This is a genomic window from Leptospiraceae bacterium, from assembly GCA_016708435.1.
In the GTDB taxonomy this organism is placed as follows: Bacteria; Spirochaetota; Leptospiria; order Leptospirales; family Leptospiraceae; genus UBA2033.
Genome location: JADJFV010000018.1, coordinates 46584 through 61729, shown reverse-complemented (window position 1 = coordinate 61729; position 15146 = coordinate 46584). Strand labels below are relative to the sequence as shown.

Here is a 15146-nt window from a genome sequence, read left to right as displayed (position 1 = left end):
GTAGAATTCTAAAAGAAACAAATTCTTCGGATGCAAAGTTTTACATTATTTCTTTTCCTAAATTGGCAATTGAGTCTACCTTTCCTCAGTCAGAACAAAGCAAGGAACTCAATAGAAGATTTTCTTCTTTCTTCAAAAGCAATATCAAAGCTTTTAAATATTGGCTATAATTCGATATTTATGAAAATGCAAATTTAAAATCCTGGCATGTGCAAGATGATACGCATTACAATACATATGCCGCTGAAATCATTGGCAGAAAACTAGCAGAGAAATTTTTAAATCAAACTTTACCAAATTCCCCGGAGCCAAACGACGATGCCTTGTTTGAATTGGAAAAAGAAAAATTAATGGGCAGGTGGACATCTATTATTCGAAGTCCAACTCATTTAGAAGAAAACAATTTAATTCTTCGATACTTTGTGAATGCGGATAAGAGCAGTCTTCCCGCTCCCACTGAAAAAATTAGATTAGTCATTCTATTAAGAAAAAATCAAACACATATCTTAAATGCTAAATGGATTGAACCAAGAACGTATAAAATCGAAATTCCTAAAAACCTTTTAAGAATAAATGCAATGTATGCAGTAGATTCTATAAATGAGATTGGTAATATAAGCTTATGCCCCCTCGAATCCTATTCCTGGGAAAAAAAAAAGTCCTTATTTAAATGAAATTAAATCCTCATTTTAAATATTTGCGTTTTATTTTTTTCTTTTACTCATTTATGGGAATGGTTGGAATCTTTGATTTTGTAAATTTTTATTTCGATTGGAATAAGCCTCTTATAAATTATAATTTGAATGCAGATGTAAACTCTCTGAATTTAAGGGGATCAGAAATTTTGCCAGAAAAAACTGAAGGCGAAATTAGAATTTTAACACTTGGCGATTCTGTGACCTACGGAGTTGGATTTAACGCAAATAAATCATGGCCATATCAAATGCAAGTTTATCTTGAAAAAATGGGCATAGATGCAACATCAATGAACGCGGGTAAGCCTAGTTTTACGAATGAGCAGATGTTTATTGCTTACGAGAATCTAATCAAAAAGGGACAAAAGCCGGATATTGTTATTCTTTATGCAAGTGGAAATTTAATAAATCTTTACGGTATTCAAGAATCTTACTTTGGTGAAAGTAAATCTTTTCTAAAGAAAATTATTCCCAATTTTCCGAACGATTTAAAATTAAAGGAAGTAGAGAATAAAGAAGAAAATTTCAATCATAACAAACCACTTAGCCTCCCGCTTATCATAAAACACATGAATATTTAAGTCCTTCGATTGCATGGTTGGTAAAAAAAATATCCGCAGTTCATGAAAATAAAAAAGAATTTTTAAGTGCAGAGAAAAAAAAGCAGGCATCTTTCGGTTTAGAGAAAGAGATAGTTTATTTGGCAAAAATTATTTCCTTATCAAAGGAAACAAATACTCCAATTGTCATTGTGAAGCCTTTTTTCCTTTTCAAGTATGAAAAATTTACAATAAGTTTTTGGAAGGAATTTTATAAATTTCAACATCACTTTTCTGATTTATCTAAAATCCGAGAGAGACAACCGGAGTCTGATAGGATGTATGAAGAGTTCAAGGAATTTGCCTATGCAATTGATATAACAAATCAAATTTTGACATATTCGTCCAGAATCGGATTTGCATGATGCAAAACGGATAATGATGGCAGACTATGTTCATTTTAGTGAAGAGGGGTATTCCATCGTTGGAAAAATAATAGGAGATCATTTGTTATCTCTCGGATTAGTTAAAAGACATGCGAGCGGAGAATGGATTCATCCTAAAGAAAAATACATTGAAGAAAGCGTAAGGCGAGATCAATATTTAAGGTATGAAATTAGCCTCAATTATCGAACCTATAAATGTATTTTCTTTGCCTTGCAGTTGTTCTAATTTGCCTTCTATTTATTATTTCTGCTAGAGAATTATTTTCATTATTCTTGAGTGATATCGACTATCGTTATCTGTGCCTATTTAAGTGAAAAGAAATATGTGGATGGATATTGTTTTTGCCTCTACGAGTGTTCGTTGGAATCGTTTTTCTCTTATTCGATTTATAAATTTTTACTTTCAAAAAAATTGTCGAGAAAAGAAAAAACTATTCATCTTAGTGTTCTTTTTTTTAACCTCGATTTTACTGTTTATTAATGCGAATATGCTTTCTCAAAAGCTTTCCACATTGTCTAATTCTTCTGAGATATTGACTATTTTAAAAGAGAATATCGCTTGGTCGGACTATTATCAATTCTTTATGAAGAAAATGGATTATTATGAAGCTTTTAGCATTGAAGAATTGACTGATGCTGTTTATAAAAAACAAATACCAATTCCCATTACCTTGATTAAGACAATGACTAGCTATTCAGAAGCTCCTTTTCTATTTTCCCCGGCTATTCCCGCTATTCCCACATTCTTTTCCTCTGTTTTCAAATTTGATTCTGTGGAAATTTTCTTTTTACTTGCTTCGATTCCTTACCTTGTGCTCTATTTGTTTTATATTCGGATTATCAATACAGCCTTCATCTCCAAGTTAAAATATCTTTTGTATCCAATCGGATTATTTCTTATTAAACAGGAGGTTGATTTTTTACTGCCAATTGTATTTTTACTTGTTACTTTGACAAGTTTTGGGGTATATTCATTTATTGTCCCGTGAAGAAATATCCGATTACTCGGTATTTGTCGGCACTTGCTTTCTGGCCATTGTATTATTTAGTGATTCCTGAGACCTTGCTTTTATTGGGATTGGTTTGTATTTATTTTCTTCTAATGGAATTTTATCGAAATTCTTTTAGACTTTGGAGTAGTATGCAAAATACATTCCTTTGGATTTGTGTTTTATTTATTCCAAAACTTTTTATCTTAATGCTACCTAGTTCGAAAGTGAATCTAGATTATATGATTCAATATAATTTATTCCCTAAGACGTTTCATTTGCATTCCGTTTATTCGTTCTTAGCCGCTCTTACGGTGTTGTTATTTATTCATGCGCAAAGAGAAAAATTGAAAATTATAAAAAGAAAAATTCTACAAATAGGTAAACATGCTTTTTAATATTTATTTCTTCTGTTTTGCATCATTTTGTTTTGAAAATCTTATCTGTGATTGATTACTTAAAATGAAATTAAATCCTCATTCAAAATATTTGTTTTATTTTTTTCTTTTTACTCATTTTATGGGGAATCATTGGAATTTTGATTTTGTAAATTTTTATTTCGATTGGAATAAGCCTTTGGCTATGAATCAAACTGATACTAGGATGAATTCTTTGAATTTGCTTGGACCTGAGCTACCTCAAAGAACAGAAGACGAAATTAGAATACTGGCTTTGGGAGATTCTGTTACGATAGGGTTAGGAACTTTTTATAAGGAGGACTGGCCTTCTCGAATGGAAAGGAAATTGAGGGAAATGGGTGTTGCCGCAACTGTCATGAATGCAGGAAAGTCTGGGCTTTTAAATCAACAAATCTATGAAGCGTATCAAGTCTTTTATATAAAAAGTAAAAACCTGATTTAATTATACTCTATGGAAGCGGAAACTGGGTTGGATATGAAATGAAACAAGGAGATTCTGATGTTTTAATTAAGAATACAATTCCCAATTTTCCCAATGATTTAGTTCCTAAGAAAGGAAAAGAAGAAGTAAGAGTAGAGGATAATAAATCTTTTTTTATTCCAGTATTGATAAAACTATTAGCATACCACAGTTCTTTTTTTGCAATTATTGTTAAGAATCTATCGAGTTTTAATGCAGTGCAATTATATTTTCGGGAAGCAAATTGATACAAGCAACCGAGCAAATATTGAACGAGAAATTTTTTATTTGGCAAAGATAATTTCCCTTGCCAAGACTACAAATACTCCGATTGTCATCGTTAAACCCTTTTACCTTTTTAAATATGAAAAATTTACGAACAAATTTTGGAATGAATTTGTGAAGTTTAAGATCGATTATTCAGAGCTACCTCGTATTAGAGAACAGTTATCTGAAGTTGATATGCTTTATGGAAAGTTTGCAAATTTTGCCTATATACTAGATCCTGCCGAAGAAATTTTAAATCATATACGTACCAATCCAGACTTAAGCGATGCTAAGAAAATGATGGCGGGGGATTATGTGCATTTTAGCAGCTTTGGAAATGGAATAGTCGGAAATTATATCGGTCAAAGCTTAATCAATCTTGGATTAGTAAAGCCAATATCTACGCAGAGTTGGAAACATCCAAGTGAACCTATAAAAGATAAAAACTATGAAATGGATAGAAGAAGCCAATATCTGAAATATAAGAACATTAATCTTGATTTTCGAAATTATAATTCTTATTTATTCTGTTTATGCTTGAGTTTACTCTTTATCATAGTTTTTTATCTAAGAGCATTTTTTTCATTGGGAGTCATACTTACGATTCTTGGGCTATTTTGCTTATTCAGTTATGGACAATATGTGGAAAATCTACAATTGCCTCTGAGATTTCTAACAGTAATTTTACTTTGCATTTTTTCGTATAGATATTTTTCTTCAAAGTTTTCTATCAAAAGAAGTTTTCATTTCTTAGCTTTTTTAAGTTTTATATCTATATTGTTCTTTGTAAATATGAATGTATTTAGTGTTAAGCTAGAAAAAATGAATAAATTTTCAGACATTAGTTCTATACTCAGAGAAAATATCGCCTGGTCAGAATATATTGAATTTTTTGCTCGTAAACTAGCTGATCATATTTTCGAAATGGAAGATATCAAAGAGGATATGTATAAATTTCAAATTCCAATGCCATATCCATTAATTAGTAATCTGCGTAATAATTTTTTTACCTCTTATTTTTTGCACCAGCTATTCCAGCATTCTTTTCTTCAGTCTTCAAATTTGATTCTGTAGAAATTTTCTTTTTACTTGCTTCCATTCCCTACATTGTTCTCTATTTGTTTTATATTAGGATTATCAATACAGTCTTTATATCCAAGTTAAAATATCTTTTGTATCCAATCGGATTAATTTTTATAAAGCAGGAAATTGATTTTTTATTTCCGATTGTATTTCTGATAGTTACTTTGACAAGTCTTGGGATATATTCTATTTATTCTCCCGTGAAGAAAAATCCGGTTACTCGGTATTTGTCGGCACTTGCTTTCTGGCCATTGTGTTATTTAGTGATTCCTGAGACCTTGCTTTTATTGGGATTGGTTTGTATTTATTTTTTTCTAATGGAATTTTATCAAAATTCTTTTAGCCTTTGGAGTAGTATGCAAAATACATTTCTTTGGATCTGTGTTTTATTTATTCCAAAACTTTTTATCTTAATGCTACCTAGTTCAAAAGTGAATCTAGATTATATGATTCAATATAATTTACTTCCTAAGACGTTTCATTTACATTCCGTTTATTCGTTCTTAGCCGCTCTTACGGTGTTGTTATTTGCTCATGCTAATAGAGAAAGATTGAAAGTATTTAAAGAAAAATTTTACAAGGAATGAAATAGTCAATAAGGATGAATAATAAATTTTTTAGTGACAATTGTAATTCCTTGTATGAATGAAGAAGGAAATATTTTTGCAATTTATGAAAGAATTCAAATTCAAATGAAGAAATATAAATTCGAAATATTGTTTGTGGATGATGGTAGTACTGACAGAACTATAGACAGAATTAAAGAACTTTCTTTGAAATATAAGAATGGAATTATTTGTCTTTTCAAGAAACTTTGGTCACCAGAAAGCACTTAAAGCCGGTTACGATCATGCCTTTGGAGATTGTGTGATTTGTATGGATGCTGATCTTCAACACCTCCAGAGGTTATTCAGAATTAATTCAGAAATGGCAAGAGGGTTATGAGGTAGTCTATACAGTTCGAGATGATTCTGTGAGAACTGGATTCTTAAAAAAAATTACAGCAAAGTATTTTTATAGTCTACTTAGATTGCTATCAGGTGTTCCTATAGAAGACGGTGCAGCAGACTTTCGATTGTTAGATAAAAAAGTAATCAGCGTAATTAGAGAAAATGAGGAAGAGTTTCTTTTTTTGAGAGGTTACATATTTTGGGGCAGGCTTTAATCGAATTGCAATCAAGTATGTGCTGGAAGAAAGGTTTAGTGGAAAAACAAAATATAGCTTTAAGAAAATGTTTGCATTTGCAATTTCGGGAATTACTTTTTTAGTATCAATCCATTGCGGTAACAACATTTATAGGCTTGATTATTATTATCTTTACTTTATTGTATTCCATTTATATTGCGTATGTATCATTTTATTTAAACTTAGCAGTAAAGGGTTGGTCATCGACTTTACTTACTATTCTAATGCTCGGCGGATTTCAATTGCTAAGCCTGGGAATTATGGGAGAATATCTTGGGAAGATGTTTTTAGAGGTCAAAAAAAGACCCAGATATATTATAACAGAGAAAAAATTAAAGAAACATGAATAACTCAGAAAAACAAAGAGAGCATTTTAATACTATTTCTGAAAGATATATATCTGGCAGAAGTAATAAGAATCATTTGGCGTATAAGAATGAATTGTGGAATCAAATATTTCATGAATTAGAAAAAGAACAAAAGACTTTTAGTGGAAAGAAAATCTTAGAAGCAATGAGTGGTGAGTCCGAAATATTGTTTCGATTCTTTGAAAGAGATTCGAATGGCGAATACTTTGGATTTGATTATTCTGATTCCATGGTATTATCTGCCAAAGCGAAAAATGGACATTATGCGCAGATATTTCAGGCTGATATTTTAAAATGGAAAGAACCTGTAAAATATGATATAATTATACTAATTGGTGGTCTTCATCATGTGCCTGATCATGTATCATTAGCACTTAAGAATATTGTAGATTCTTTGAAACCGGGTGGATTGTTTATTAACTTTGAGCCTACTCATAATTTCTTTCTATTTCGTTGGATTAGAGAAAGAATTTATAAAAAAAATTCTCTGTTCGAAGAGAATAGTGAACGTGGTTTTGAATTGAAAGACTATGAAAATCTTCTTTCTGAAAATGCTCTAAATACAATTTATAAGGTTTACAATGGTTTGGTCGGCTATGTGCTTTATTATAATCCAGACGCATTTCCCTGGCTTAATATTGGAACGGGAAAAATTGCTTCTCTATTTTGTAAGCTAGATATTTTTTTAGGAAAAACATTTCTGGGTAAAATATTTTCTTTCGCAACATTTACAATTAATCGGAAGCCAAATTAATTTTTATGTTTAAATACTATAGAAACAAAATCTATCAGTTCTTGTTTTTCTTAATACTAGCTGTGTTTTCTCTCTTTGTCTATGCTAGAAACAATTATTTTTTGGAAAGTTTTACTCTTAAAAATGCACCAGTTACAGCTAGATTTGCTACGATTATAAACACAGGTCTTTTTTCCAATTTTCGAAACTATCCAGTAGTTCCTTCTCTTGGCTATATTAAGATTACAGAAAGTCAACAGAACTTGCTTTTGAAAGATGTAGATTTTCAATTTATAAAGGAAAAAAAATATGACTTAGAATTATTTCCCTTTGCAGATGATATTGGAATCCACTACATTACTTTTTTAATTTTCCAGTTGTCTGATGAAAAACTTGCTTCGTTTGCTAAAAGAATGTATTTATTTCCAGTGATGAGTGCCTTAGTAATTTTGATCGGTTTTTTTGAATTCAATGCTACAGTTATTGTCAACCAATTCACTCAAAGTTCATTTCATTTTATATTAGAAAAAATTGCATCCAATCTAAACATAACTAATACGAATATTTTTTTTATGGAGCCTTATGAATATATAATTTTTGTGCCGTTTATTCTTTTAGCGTTGTATTTTTTTTCTACCATTGTAGGCAGTGGAAAACAAAAAATATTTTATAACATTGGATCTATAGTTTCTCTTTTTCTATTAATTGTTTTTTTATTAATTCGTTCTAGGGGCTTGTATTTATTGCGTTTCTTCTTTTTTTCATTTTCGTCTCCTTTCTTTTTTCGAAAGAAAAAATACGTTCTTTTGTATTCCGAAATCTTAAGTTTTTCTCTTTGATCTTAATTCTAATTTTTTCCCTTAAGTCTATGCCAAACTTACTCTTAAGTGAAGCTTATAAAAAAGATGCTACAACTCATCACGTCTTCTGGCATACAATTTGGTGCTCGCTCGGAGAATTTGCTTTGGATTACCCATCGATTCCGTTTAGACTAAGTGACTATGAAGCTTCAGTCCGTGCAATTAAACTATCAAATAAAGAAAGTTTTATTAGAATGTATAGCGATGAATACGAAACAATTCTTAAAATGGATGTATGGGAATTTGTAAAAAAAGATACTGTAACTTTTTTAAAAATACTTATCAGAAAATGTATGATAGAAGGGGATATTATTTTTCCCTCCATATTAATTTCGCTTTCTTCAATCATCTTTTTAAGATTTTTAAAAAAGAATCCAATGAGTGATTTATTTGCAAGCTTAGAAAGTTACTCTCTACTAGCATTGCTTTTTCTTTCGGGAAAAGTTATTGTAGTTTTATCTTTCTATTTTACACCTTATAATTATCCAGTCTTTGTCGGAATGGTATTCTTTTATGAGCCGATTCTTTTCTTATACAATCTAACAAAGAGATTGCTTTTGTTTGGATAAAGAAAAATTCTACAAATAGGTAAACATGCTTTTTAATTCTTATATTTTTATTTTAGTCTTTTTGCCAATTACTCTTGTGCTTTATTATTATTTGGCGAGTAGGTATACTTTCTTCACAGCGAGAGTCTGGTTGGTTTTGGCTTCTTTCTTTTTTTATTCGTGGTGGAATCCAGTTTATTCTTTTATCATTATTACTTCGATCATGATAAATTACTATCTTGGCTTTCATATGAAAAATTTGAAGTATGCTAAGAAGATTTTAGTCTTTGGAATTACGTTAAATTTATTAGTATTAGGTTATTATAAATACTATTATTTTTTCTTTACGGTAACGAAAAATTTAATCGGTTTTGAATATTCGATTCAGAAAATAATTCTGCCACTTGCAATTTCTTTTTTTACCTTTCAACAAATAGCCTATTTGGTTGATAATTATAGAGGTGAAACAAAAGAATACAGTTTTACCGACTACTGCTTGTTTGTCACGTTCTTTCCTCAGTTGATTGCAGGACCGATTGTGCATCACAAAGAAATCATTCCGCAATTTTCTTTATCGAAGACCTATAGGTTTTCTTATAAAAATATTTCAGTGGGCTTGAGTATTTTCTTTCTAGGTCTGTCTAAAAAAGTTTTATTGGCAGATTGGATTGTAGACTATGCAACTCCTGTATTTGATACGGCGAGTAAAGGCGGAGAATTATTTCAATTTGACTCTTGGGTTGCGGCTATTTCGTATTCGCTACAACTGTATTTTGATTTCTCTGGTTACTCGGATATGGCAGTTGGTCTTGGTAGACTTTTTGGAATTGTAATTCCTAGAAATTTTAACTCTCCTTATAAAGCGGTTAATATAATTGATTTTTGGAGAAGATGGCATATTACTCTTTCCATTTTTCTAAGAGATTATTTGTATATTGCGCTTGGAGGAAATAGAAAAGGAAATCTGAGACGATTTGTGAATTTATTTTTAACCATGCTTCTCGGTGGACTCTTGGCATGGAGCAGGTTGGAATTTTTGGTATGGGGTGGTTTACATGGAATTTACCTCGTAATCAATCATCTCTGGAATAGCCAAAGTGGCAAATTTATGACAGAGAAAAGCAAGAAATACTTGAAACCTTTCTCGATTGTATTTACTTTCCTTTGCGTTGTAATCGCCTGGGTATTTTTTAGAGCCGATTCTTTAGAGACTGCATTTAAAATTATTTCTGCAATGTTTGGATCGGGGGTAAGTTATACAGAGCTTGGAATTCGAAAGCAAATTCAATTGATTCTTTCGGTTACAGTCTTACTCTTTGTATGCTGGTTTCTTCAAAACTCGACTGAAATATTTTCTAGATATAAAAATCCTACGAAAGATATCAATGCACGCAATCCTCTGCAATGGAAACCGAATTTAGGTTGGGCGATTGGTTTTTCTTTTTTAACAATGATTAGTCTTCTTTGCATATCTACAGAGAGCGAATTTTTATACTTCCAATTCTAATCGCATTTAAAACTATTTACTGTATGGAATTCAATGACTAAGTTATCAATCATTACAATTAATCTAAATAATCGAGAAGGACTTTCTAAAACGATCGAATCGGTCAAGGCACAAACCTGGAAAAATGTTGAGCACATTATCATTGATGAAGCTTCTTCAGCCGGTAGTCTAGATGTAATTAAAAAAAATCAAAACGGAATTAGTTTCTGGTTGAGCGAAGCGGACAAAGGAATTTATGATGCTCACAACAAAGGTATTCTAAATGCAAAAGGCGAGTATTGTCTTTTTTTAAATTCCGGTGATTTTCTTGTGAATGATTTTGTATTAACAGAAGTCTTTGAAAAAAATTTGGCAACGGATATTATCTATGGAGATATGCTAATCGATGACGGAAAAGGAAATGTTCTCTATGGAAAAAGTCCTGATACTTTGAATCTTTCTTTTCTAGCTTACGGTGTTCTCTGGCATAGTGTTACTTTTATTAAACGGAAATTGTTTGATGAATATGGTTTATACGATACGTCTTACAAAATAGTATCAGATGTTGATTTTTTTCTAAAAGCAATTGGCGTTGGCAAGGCTAGTTTTTCGTATGTGCCAATTGCTGTAAGTCAATTCAATACTCTTGGTTTTGGCTCTGATCCAAAAAATGCATTGCTCTTAGAAAAAGAAAGAGAGCGGAGTAGAGCGACTCATTTGTCTCAAGTCTTAGTCGAGACACTTAGAATGATTCAGGAAATGAACACTGAATTACATATCTACAGAACTGCGAAAAGTTTTCAATGGATGAACAAACTTAGGAATAACGAAACTTTATCTAAGCTCTACAGACTCCTTAGAAGGAATAGCGCATAATGGATAATCCCATAATCAGTATCATTGTATTGAGTTGGAATCGGGAATTGTTACTGCGAAATACAATACTGTCTCTTCTTGTTACTACTAAATATAAATTTGAAATATTCATTGTAGACAATGCATCTAATGATGGTTCCAAAGAATGGCTACAAGTTTTTTCAAATTTCTATCCTTCTATAAAAGTTTATTTTCTAGATGAGAATATTGGCGGGGAAGCTTTTAATATTCCTCTTTCAGAAGTGAAAGGCAAATACGTATTATTCTCTGAAAACGATTTAGAATATCTTCCGGGCTGGGATGAGTATATGATTCATCAATTTGAATCTTTTTCTGAACTCGGTCAATTGTCCCCCTTTGCTCCAAATCCAATGCGTGAAATAGGAGAAGTGTGGGTTGATAAACCATTTGAAGTGGAAAAAAAAGGAAATGAAGTCCTATTTAAAGCAATTCATAATGTTACCACAACTTGCATGGTTAGAACAGAGCTTTTAGAGAAGGGATTAAAATGGACAAATTTAATTTCAAAGGAAGGACTGTTCAAATTTCCGGCGGATGGAAGTTTTAGTGCGGATGTTAAAAATATGGGATACCTCGTTGGTTGGTCAGATCAGTATAAATCAATTAATTGGGGCTTTAATCAAAGAATTATTTCAAAAGAAAAAGAATACTACAATGAAAATTGGAAAGAGAAAAGTAATCTCAATATTGATGGAATTGATTTAGATTCAAAAAAAGAAGATTTGAATTCATTTCAACAAAAATTAGTCAATCTACAGATTGAAAACTTTGATCTGCGGCAAAAGGTATTTACCCTCGAAGGACAATCAATTCAATTGTATTTGGATTTAGGAAACGGTTTTTCGGAATCGGATTCTCTGAAAGTTCCAATTGAACAAGCCAAGTTGCGGTATGAAATTTCGCTTGATATCACTAAAGAGTATAAGCAATTTAGAGTTGATATTTCAAACAATCCAGTTAAAGTAATTATTAAAAAAGTCTTTCTTTTAGATGCGAATAATAAAGAATACCAGCTTGAAATAAAAGAAAGCAACGGTGTTTTACTAAATAATAGGGAATACATTTTTTCCAATTTTGATCCACAGTTTTATTTTGATGGTCTTTCAAAGCCTGAGAGCATTAAGTCTTTTGTCTTAGAATTTATCTTATTAGAAAGCAATGTCCTGGTTTATCAGACTGCACTGAAAATAGCGGATAACGCAAAGGATTTGGTGTAGTAGAAAAGATAAAGCAAGTAAGATTATTCAAGCGATTTTAAACTCAAAGACCTCTCTTTTAGGCTTTTTTTTATTGCATCCTTTCCAAATAAATTCTTGGAAAAGAATAATTCGTAGTTTTAAAACCAAGCTTGGTTAGTCTTTACCCGCTGAGGCAGAAAATTGAATATTAAAGTCAGACAAATTTATTTTAGTAAAGAGCAAGTCAGCAAAGTCTCAGAAAACTGTTTTCCTTATTTTAATACATCTGACTTTGAATCGGATTTATTTTTAGAATACAGTGTTATTTTAAAATCCTATTTGGATGGTTTTTATAAAGAAGGAGATTTGGCTGGAGTCTTATCCTGGCGTTTTTTTGAGAAGGCGAGAAAGACTGAATCGGAATTCCTTGAATTTATCCGCAAAAATCCAGGATATGATGTTTACTTTATCAATCCATTTATGGAACAGGTAACGATGTATGATAGTGTATGGAAACAAGGTGGAACAAATCACCCCGGACTTTTAGAAATTGCTGATAGTATATTTCAAAAACTCGGTTATGGATTCAAAGCATCCGATGTAAAAAATACGTCAGCCGATACACTCTATTGTAATTATTGGATTGGAAGTCCAGCCTTCTGGGAAAAATACATTGCGTTCACAAAGCCTATTCATGACTATATTTTAGAAAATAAAAATGATACAGAAATTGTAGACAAATTGAAAAGCAATGCACCTTATCACTATCCTGTCTCCTATATTCCTTTTTTAATGGAGCGGCTATTTTCGACTTTGCTCTGGAAAGATTCTTCTATTAAATATCTGGCTTACGAGTATTCGCCTCTAGAAATTGCAAATCTAATCAATGAACTAAGAGGATATGAATACGCTTACAAAAAAATAGATGTCTGGTATAATCTATTTCATCAAAATATTATAATTCGATTCCTTAAAAATATCAGAAACATTCTTCTGAAAATAAAAGCCCGTTTAAAATAATTTTATGCAAAATAGTTTAGAAAATTCCAGGAAGTTAAATATAGGAATCATAGGTTCTACTGGGTTTCTGGGAAGGAGTTTAACCAGGTATCTCTCAAAAAAATACTCGGTTCATATTTACTCCCGCAGAGAGCCAATCGATTTTTTTCAGAATATAGAGAGTTGGACGATTGGACAATTGCATGACGAAAAAACACTGCATGGTTTTTTAGAGAGAATAGATATTTTAATTCATTTAGGTCAATCTGGAAAGCCGATGGAGTCAAACAATAATTTTGTGTATGAAACAGAAGCAAACTTGATACCTAGCTTGCAATTGATTGAAGTTTTAAAGAAAGTTCAAAATCCAATTCATATTTTATTTGCTAGCAGTGGAGGAACGGTTTATCAAGAGAAACCGCATCATTTGCATATAGAATCCGACACTACTGAACCTTTGACTTCCTATGGAATTAATAAACTTTCTCTTGAATACTATTTTGACCTACTTACTAAAATTTCTCATCACTCTTGTTTTACTCTAAGAATAGCAAATCCTTACGGAGAATTATTGTCGTCGGGCAGAAATCAGGGATTTATCGGCGTTAGCCTTAGTCGGGTTTTAGAAGGAAAAGAAATTCAAATATTTGACGATGAAAATATTGTTCGCGATTATATTCATTTAGAGGACATGGCTTATGCCTTTGAAAAAGGAATTTTTTATCGCAAGAGCGGATACTCTGTGTTTAACATTGGAACAGGAGTAGGAACTAGTCTAAAAGAAATATTAGATCTAATGGAAAAGTTTTTTGGAAAATCGATTCCTAGAACTCTGGTAAAGAAAGACAGCAGGATTAAACTTCCTAAATGGAATGTTCTAGATATTACAAAAGCAAAAAAAGAATTGGATTGGAATCCCAAGATTGATTTAGAGACTGGATTAAAGAATTTGGTTAACTCGATTCTATGAAAACATTACCATCTGTATCCATTATCATCCCTGTAAAAAATCCTGGAAAAATTTTCGAAAGAGTTTTGTCTGCTGTCTGTTCACAGGCATATGATGGTTATGCGGAGATTATTATTATTGATTCAGGCTCTACGGATGGAACGCTAGAATTTATAACTGAATTTTCAAAAGTTCATAAAAATCTAAAACTATTTACAATTCCATCTTCAGAATTTGGACATGGGAAAACTAGGAATTTTGCAATCGAGCAAGCAACAGGAGAGCTAATCGCTGTTATAACCCACGATGCAACTCCTCTTAATGAAAAATGGTTGTCGAACCTGGTGCGTCCATTTTTAGAGAATGAACAGGTTGCCGGTGTATTTGGTAGACACCAAGCGTACGAAGATGCAGACATTTTTATAAAGAGAGAATTGAAGCAACACTTTGATGGATTCAACCGCACTCCGCCGATTACGCATTATAAAATTGAAGATTTCGATGCATATAAAGCAGATAAAAATTTACAAATGTTCTATTGTTTTTTTTCGGATAATAATGCCATGCTTCGAAAATCTGCTTGGGAAAAAATTCCATATGACGATGTTAATTTTGCAGAAGATCAAAAATGGGCAAAGGCAATATTAGAAAATGGTTATATTAAAGCCTACGCAGATGACGCAATCGTATTTCACTCTCATACCTATACGATGCTGGAAGCATTTAGGCGAAGTTTTGAGGAAGCTGTTAGTTTTCAAATTCATTTTGAGCACCAAATACTGAGTAGCCTTAAATCTCTAATTGGAATTTGCCTTCATAAAATAAGAATTGATTACTCAACTTTGATTCGTTCAAAAGAAATAAGTTTCTTAGAAAAAATCCACCTTTTGTTTTATAGACCTATTTATGATTCATTGCGGTTTTTAGGATATTTCTTGGGATCAAAAAAAAGGTTGAGTGCTTTTTTATATAGCACAATTTCAATAGACCATAGATTGCTAAAAGATGGGAAAGGACGAAAAGTAAAATAACATGTTTCATAAA

23 protein-coding genes are annotated in these 15146 nt (G+C 31.5%); all 23 read left to right on the top strand.

Features of this window, described 5'->3' with window-relative positions:
* Positions 1 to 209 precede the first annotated feature (209 nt).
* The 23 genes from IPH52_17960 (at position 210) to IPH52_17850 (ending at position 15133) form a co-directional block, all read left to right on the top strand.
* Positions 210 to 674: a hypothetical protein gene (locus tag IPH52_17960; protein ID MBK7056896.1), complete on the top strand. Its 465-nt coding sequence runs from the start codon at positions 210 to 212 to the stop codon at positions 672 to 674.
* Positions 671 to 1276: a hypothetical protein gene (locus IPH52_17955; GenBank protein ID MBK7056895.1), complete on the top strand. Its 606-nt coding sequence runs from the start codon at positions 671 to 673 to the stop codon at positions 1274 to 1276. The genes IPH52_17960 and IPH52_17955 overlap by 4 nt, the downstream gene beginning before the upstream one ends.
* Before the next feature lie 17 nt (positions 1277 to 1293).
* On the top strand, positions 1294 to 1659 hold the full coding sequence (locus tag IPH52_17950; GenBank protein MBK7056894.1) for a hypothetical protein: 366 nt from the start codon (positions 1294 to 1296) through the stop codon (positions 1657 to 1659).
* Positions 1660 to 1672: 13 nt separating this feature from the next.
* The gene (locus tag IPH52_17945; protein ID MBK7056893.1) at positions 1673 to 1906 is read left to right on the top strand and encodes a hypothetical protein; all 234 of its coding nucleotides are present in this window, start codon (positions 1673 to 1675) and stop codon (positions 1904 to 1906) included.
* An 85-nt stretch (positions 1907 to 1991) separates the two neighbouring features.
* Positions 1992 to 2669, top strand: coding sequence for a hypothetical protein (locus IPH52_17940; protein ID MBK7056892.1), 678 nt, complete (start codon positions 1992 to 1994; stop codon positions 2667 to 2669).
* Entirely contained in the window at positions 2666 to 3067 is a 402-nt protein-coding gene (locus IPH52_17935) for a hypothetical protein (GenBank protein MBK7056891.1), read from the top strand. Before IPH52_17940 ends, IPH52_17935 begins: the two co-directional genes overlap by 4 nt.
* A 184-nt stretch (positions 3068 to 3251) precedes the next feature.
* Positions 3252 to 3530: a hypothetical protein gene (locus IPH52_17930; GenBank protein MBK7056890.1), complete on the top strand. Its 279-nt coding sequence runs from the start codon at positions 3252 to 3254 to the stop codon at positions 3528 to 3530.
* Positions 3531 to 3568: 38 nt separating this feature from the next.
* Complete coding sequence (locus IPH52_17925) at positions 3569 to 3796, top strand: hypothetical protein (protein MBK7056889.1); 228 nt, start codon at positions 3569 to 3571, stop codon at positions 3794 to 3796.
* A 40-nt stretch (positions 3797 to 3836) separates the two neighbouring features.
* The gene (locus IPH52_17920) at positions 3837 to 4889 is read left to right on the top strand and encodes a hypothetical protein (GenBank protein ID MBK7056888.1); all 1053 of its coding nucleotides are present in this window, start codon (positions 3837 to 3839) and stop codon (positions 4887 to 4889) included.
* Between the two features lie 98 nt (positions 4890 to 4987).
* Positions 4988 to 5485 carry a hypothetical protein gene (locus tag IPH52_17915; GenBank protein MBK7056887.1) on the top strand — a complete coding sequence of 166 codons (498 nt, stop codon included), beginning with the start codon at positions 4988 to 4990 and terminating at the stop codon, positions 5483 to 5485.
* A gap of 54 nt (positions 5486 to 5539) precedes the next feature.
* On the top strand, positions 5540 to 5734 hold the full coding sequence (locus tag IPH52_17910; protein ID MBK7056886.1) for a glycosyltransferase: 195 nt from the start codon (positions 5540 to 5542) through the stop codon (positions 5732 to 5734).
* Entirely contained in the window at positions 5685 to 5843 is a 159-nt protein-coding gene (locus IPH52_17905) for a glycosyltransferase (protein MBK7056885.1), read from the top strand. Before IPH52_17910 ends, IPH52_17905 begins: the two co-directional genes overlap by 50 nt.
* Entirely contained in the window at positions 5779 to 6063 is a 285-nt protein-coding gene (locus IPH52_17900; protein MBK7056884.1) for a hypothetical protein, read from the top strand. The genes IPH52_17905 and IPH52_17900 overlap by 65 nt, the downstream gene beginning before the upstream one ends.
* A gap of 137 nt (positions 6064 to 6200) precedes the next feature.
* On the top strand, positions 6201 to 6434 hold the full coding sequence (locus tag IPH52_17895) for a hypothetical protein (protein MBK7056883.1): 234 nt from the start codon (positions 6201 to 6203) through the stop codon (positions 6432 to 6434).
* Positions 6427 to 7206: a class I SAM-dependent methyltransferase gene (locus IPH52_17890; protein MBK7056882.1), complete on the top strand. Its 780-nt coding sequence runs from the start codon at positions 6427 to 6429 to the stop codon at positions 7204 to 7206. The genes IPH52_17895 and IPH52_17890 overlap by 8 nt, the downstream gene beginning before the upstream one ends.
* 5 nt (positions 7207 to 7211) lie before the next feature.
* Positions 7212 to 8024 (top strand): hypothetical protein, encoded by an 813-nt coding sequence (locus IPH52_17885; GenBank protein ID MBK7056881.1) that lies wholly within the window; start codon positions 7212 to 7214, stop codon positions 8022 to 8024.
* A gap of 29 nt (positions 8025 to 8053) precedes the next feature.
* Positions 8054 to 8614, top strand: coding sequence for a hypothetical protein (locus IPH52_17880; protein ID MBK7056880.1), 561 nt, complete (start codon positions 8054 to 8056; stop codon positions 8612 to 8614).
* Positions 8615 to 8639: 25 nt separating this feature from the next.
* A complete protein-coding gene (locus IPH52_17875; protein ID MBK7056879.1) occupies positions 8640 to 10100 on the top strand; it encodes an MBOAT family protein in 1461 nt (486 codons plus the stop codon).
* A 33-nt stretch (positions 10101 to 10133) separates the two neighbouring features.
* Positions 10134 to 10955, top strand: a complete 822-nt coding sequence (locus IPH52_17870) for a glycosyltransferase (protein ID MBK7056878.1) — start codon at positions 10134 to 10136, stop codon at positions 10953 to 10955.
* Positions 10955 to 12193 (top strand): glycosyltransferase family 2 protein, encoded by a 1239-nt coding sequence (locus IPH52_17865; protein MBK7056877.1) that lies wholly within the window; start codon positions 10955 to 10957, stop codon positions 12191 to 12193. Before IPH52_17870 ends, IPH52_17865 begins: the two co-directional genes overlap by 1 nt.
* 162 nt (positions 12194 to 12355) lie before the next feature.
* A complete protein-coding gene (locus tag IPH52_17860) occupies positions 12356 to 13174 on the top strand; it encodes a hypothetical protein (GenBank protein ID MBK7056876.1) in 819 nt (272 codons plus the stop codon).
* A 4-nt stretch (positions 13175 to 13178) separates the two neighbouring features.
* Positions 13179 to 14123, top strand: coding sequence for an NAD-dependent epimerase/dehydratase family protein (locus IPH52_17855; protein ID MBK7056875.1), 945 nt, complete (start codon positions 13179 to 13181; stop codon positions 14121 to 14123).
* Entirely contained in the window at positions 14120 to 15133 is a 1014-nt protein-coding gene (locus IPH52_17850; protein ID MBK7056874.1) for a glycosyltransferase family 2 protein, read from the top strand. Before IPH52_17855 ends, IPH52_17850 begins: the two co-directional genes overlap by 4 nt.
* Positions 15134 to 15146: the final 13 nt, after the last annotated feature.

Excerpts from the sequence above, each read along its gene's own strand:
- IPH52_17905 (MBK7056885.1), top strand. The coding sequence starts at position 5,685 with ATGGAATTATTTGTCTTTTCAAGAAACTTTGGTCACCAGAAAGCACTT.
- IPH52_17865 (MBK7056877.1), top strand. The coding sequence starts at position 10,955 with ATGGATAATCCCATAATCAGTATCATTGTATTGAGTTGGAATCGGGAA.
- IPH52_17925 (MBK7056889.1), top strand. The coding sequence starts at position 3,569 with ATGAAACAAGGAGATTCTGATGTTTTAATTAAGAATACAATTCCCAAT.
- IPH52_17850 (MBK7056874.1), top strand. The coding sequence starts at position 14,120 with ATGAAAACATTACCATCTGTATCCATTATCATCCCTGTAAAAAATCCT.
- IPH52_17875 (MBK7056879.1), top strand. The coding sequence starts at position 8,640 with ATGCTTTTTAATTCTTATATTTTTATTTTAGTCTTTTTGCCAATTACT.
- IPH52_17945 (MBK7056893.1), top strand. The coding sequence starts at position 1,673 with ATGATGGCAGACTATGTTCATTTTAGTGAAGAGGGGTATTCCATCGTT.
- IPH52_17855 (MBK7056875.1), top strand. The coding sequence starts at position 13,179 with ATGCAAAATAGTTTAGAAAATTCCAGGAAGTTAAATATAGGAATCATA.
- IPH52_17955 (MBK7056895.1), top strand. The coding sequence starts at position 671 with ATGAAATTAAATCCTCATTTTAAATATTTGCGTTTTATTTTTTTCTTT.
- IPH52_17890 (MBK7056882.1), top strand. The coding sequence starts at position 6,427 with ATGAATAACTCAGAAAAACAAAGAGAGCATTTTAATACTATTTCTGAA.
- IPH52_17930 (MBK7056890.1), top strand. The coding sequence starts at position 3,252 with ATGAATCAAACTGATACTAGGATGAATTCTTTGAATTTGCTTGGACCT.
- IPH52_17900 (MBK7056884.1), top strand. The coding sequence starts at position 5,779 with ATGCTGATCTTCAACACCTCCAGAGGTTATTCAGAATTAATTCAGAAA.
- IPH52_17880 (MBK7056880.1), top strand. The coding sequence starts at position 8,054 with ATGCCAAACTTACTCTTAAGTGAAGCTTATAAAAAAGATGCTACAACT.
- IPH52_17885 (MBK7056881.1), top strand. The coding sequence starts at position 7,212 with ATGTTTAAATACTATAGAAACAAAATCTATCAGTTCTTGTTTTTCTTA.
- IPH52_17910 (MBK7056886.1), top strand. The coding sequence starts at position 5,540 with ATGAATGAAGAAGGAAATATTTTTGCAATTTATGAAAGAATTCAAATT.
- IPH52_17870 (MBK7056878.1), top strand. The coding sequence starts at position 10,134 with ATGACTAAGTTATCAATCATTACAATTAATCTAAATAATCGAGAAGGA.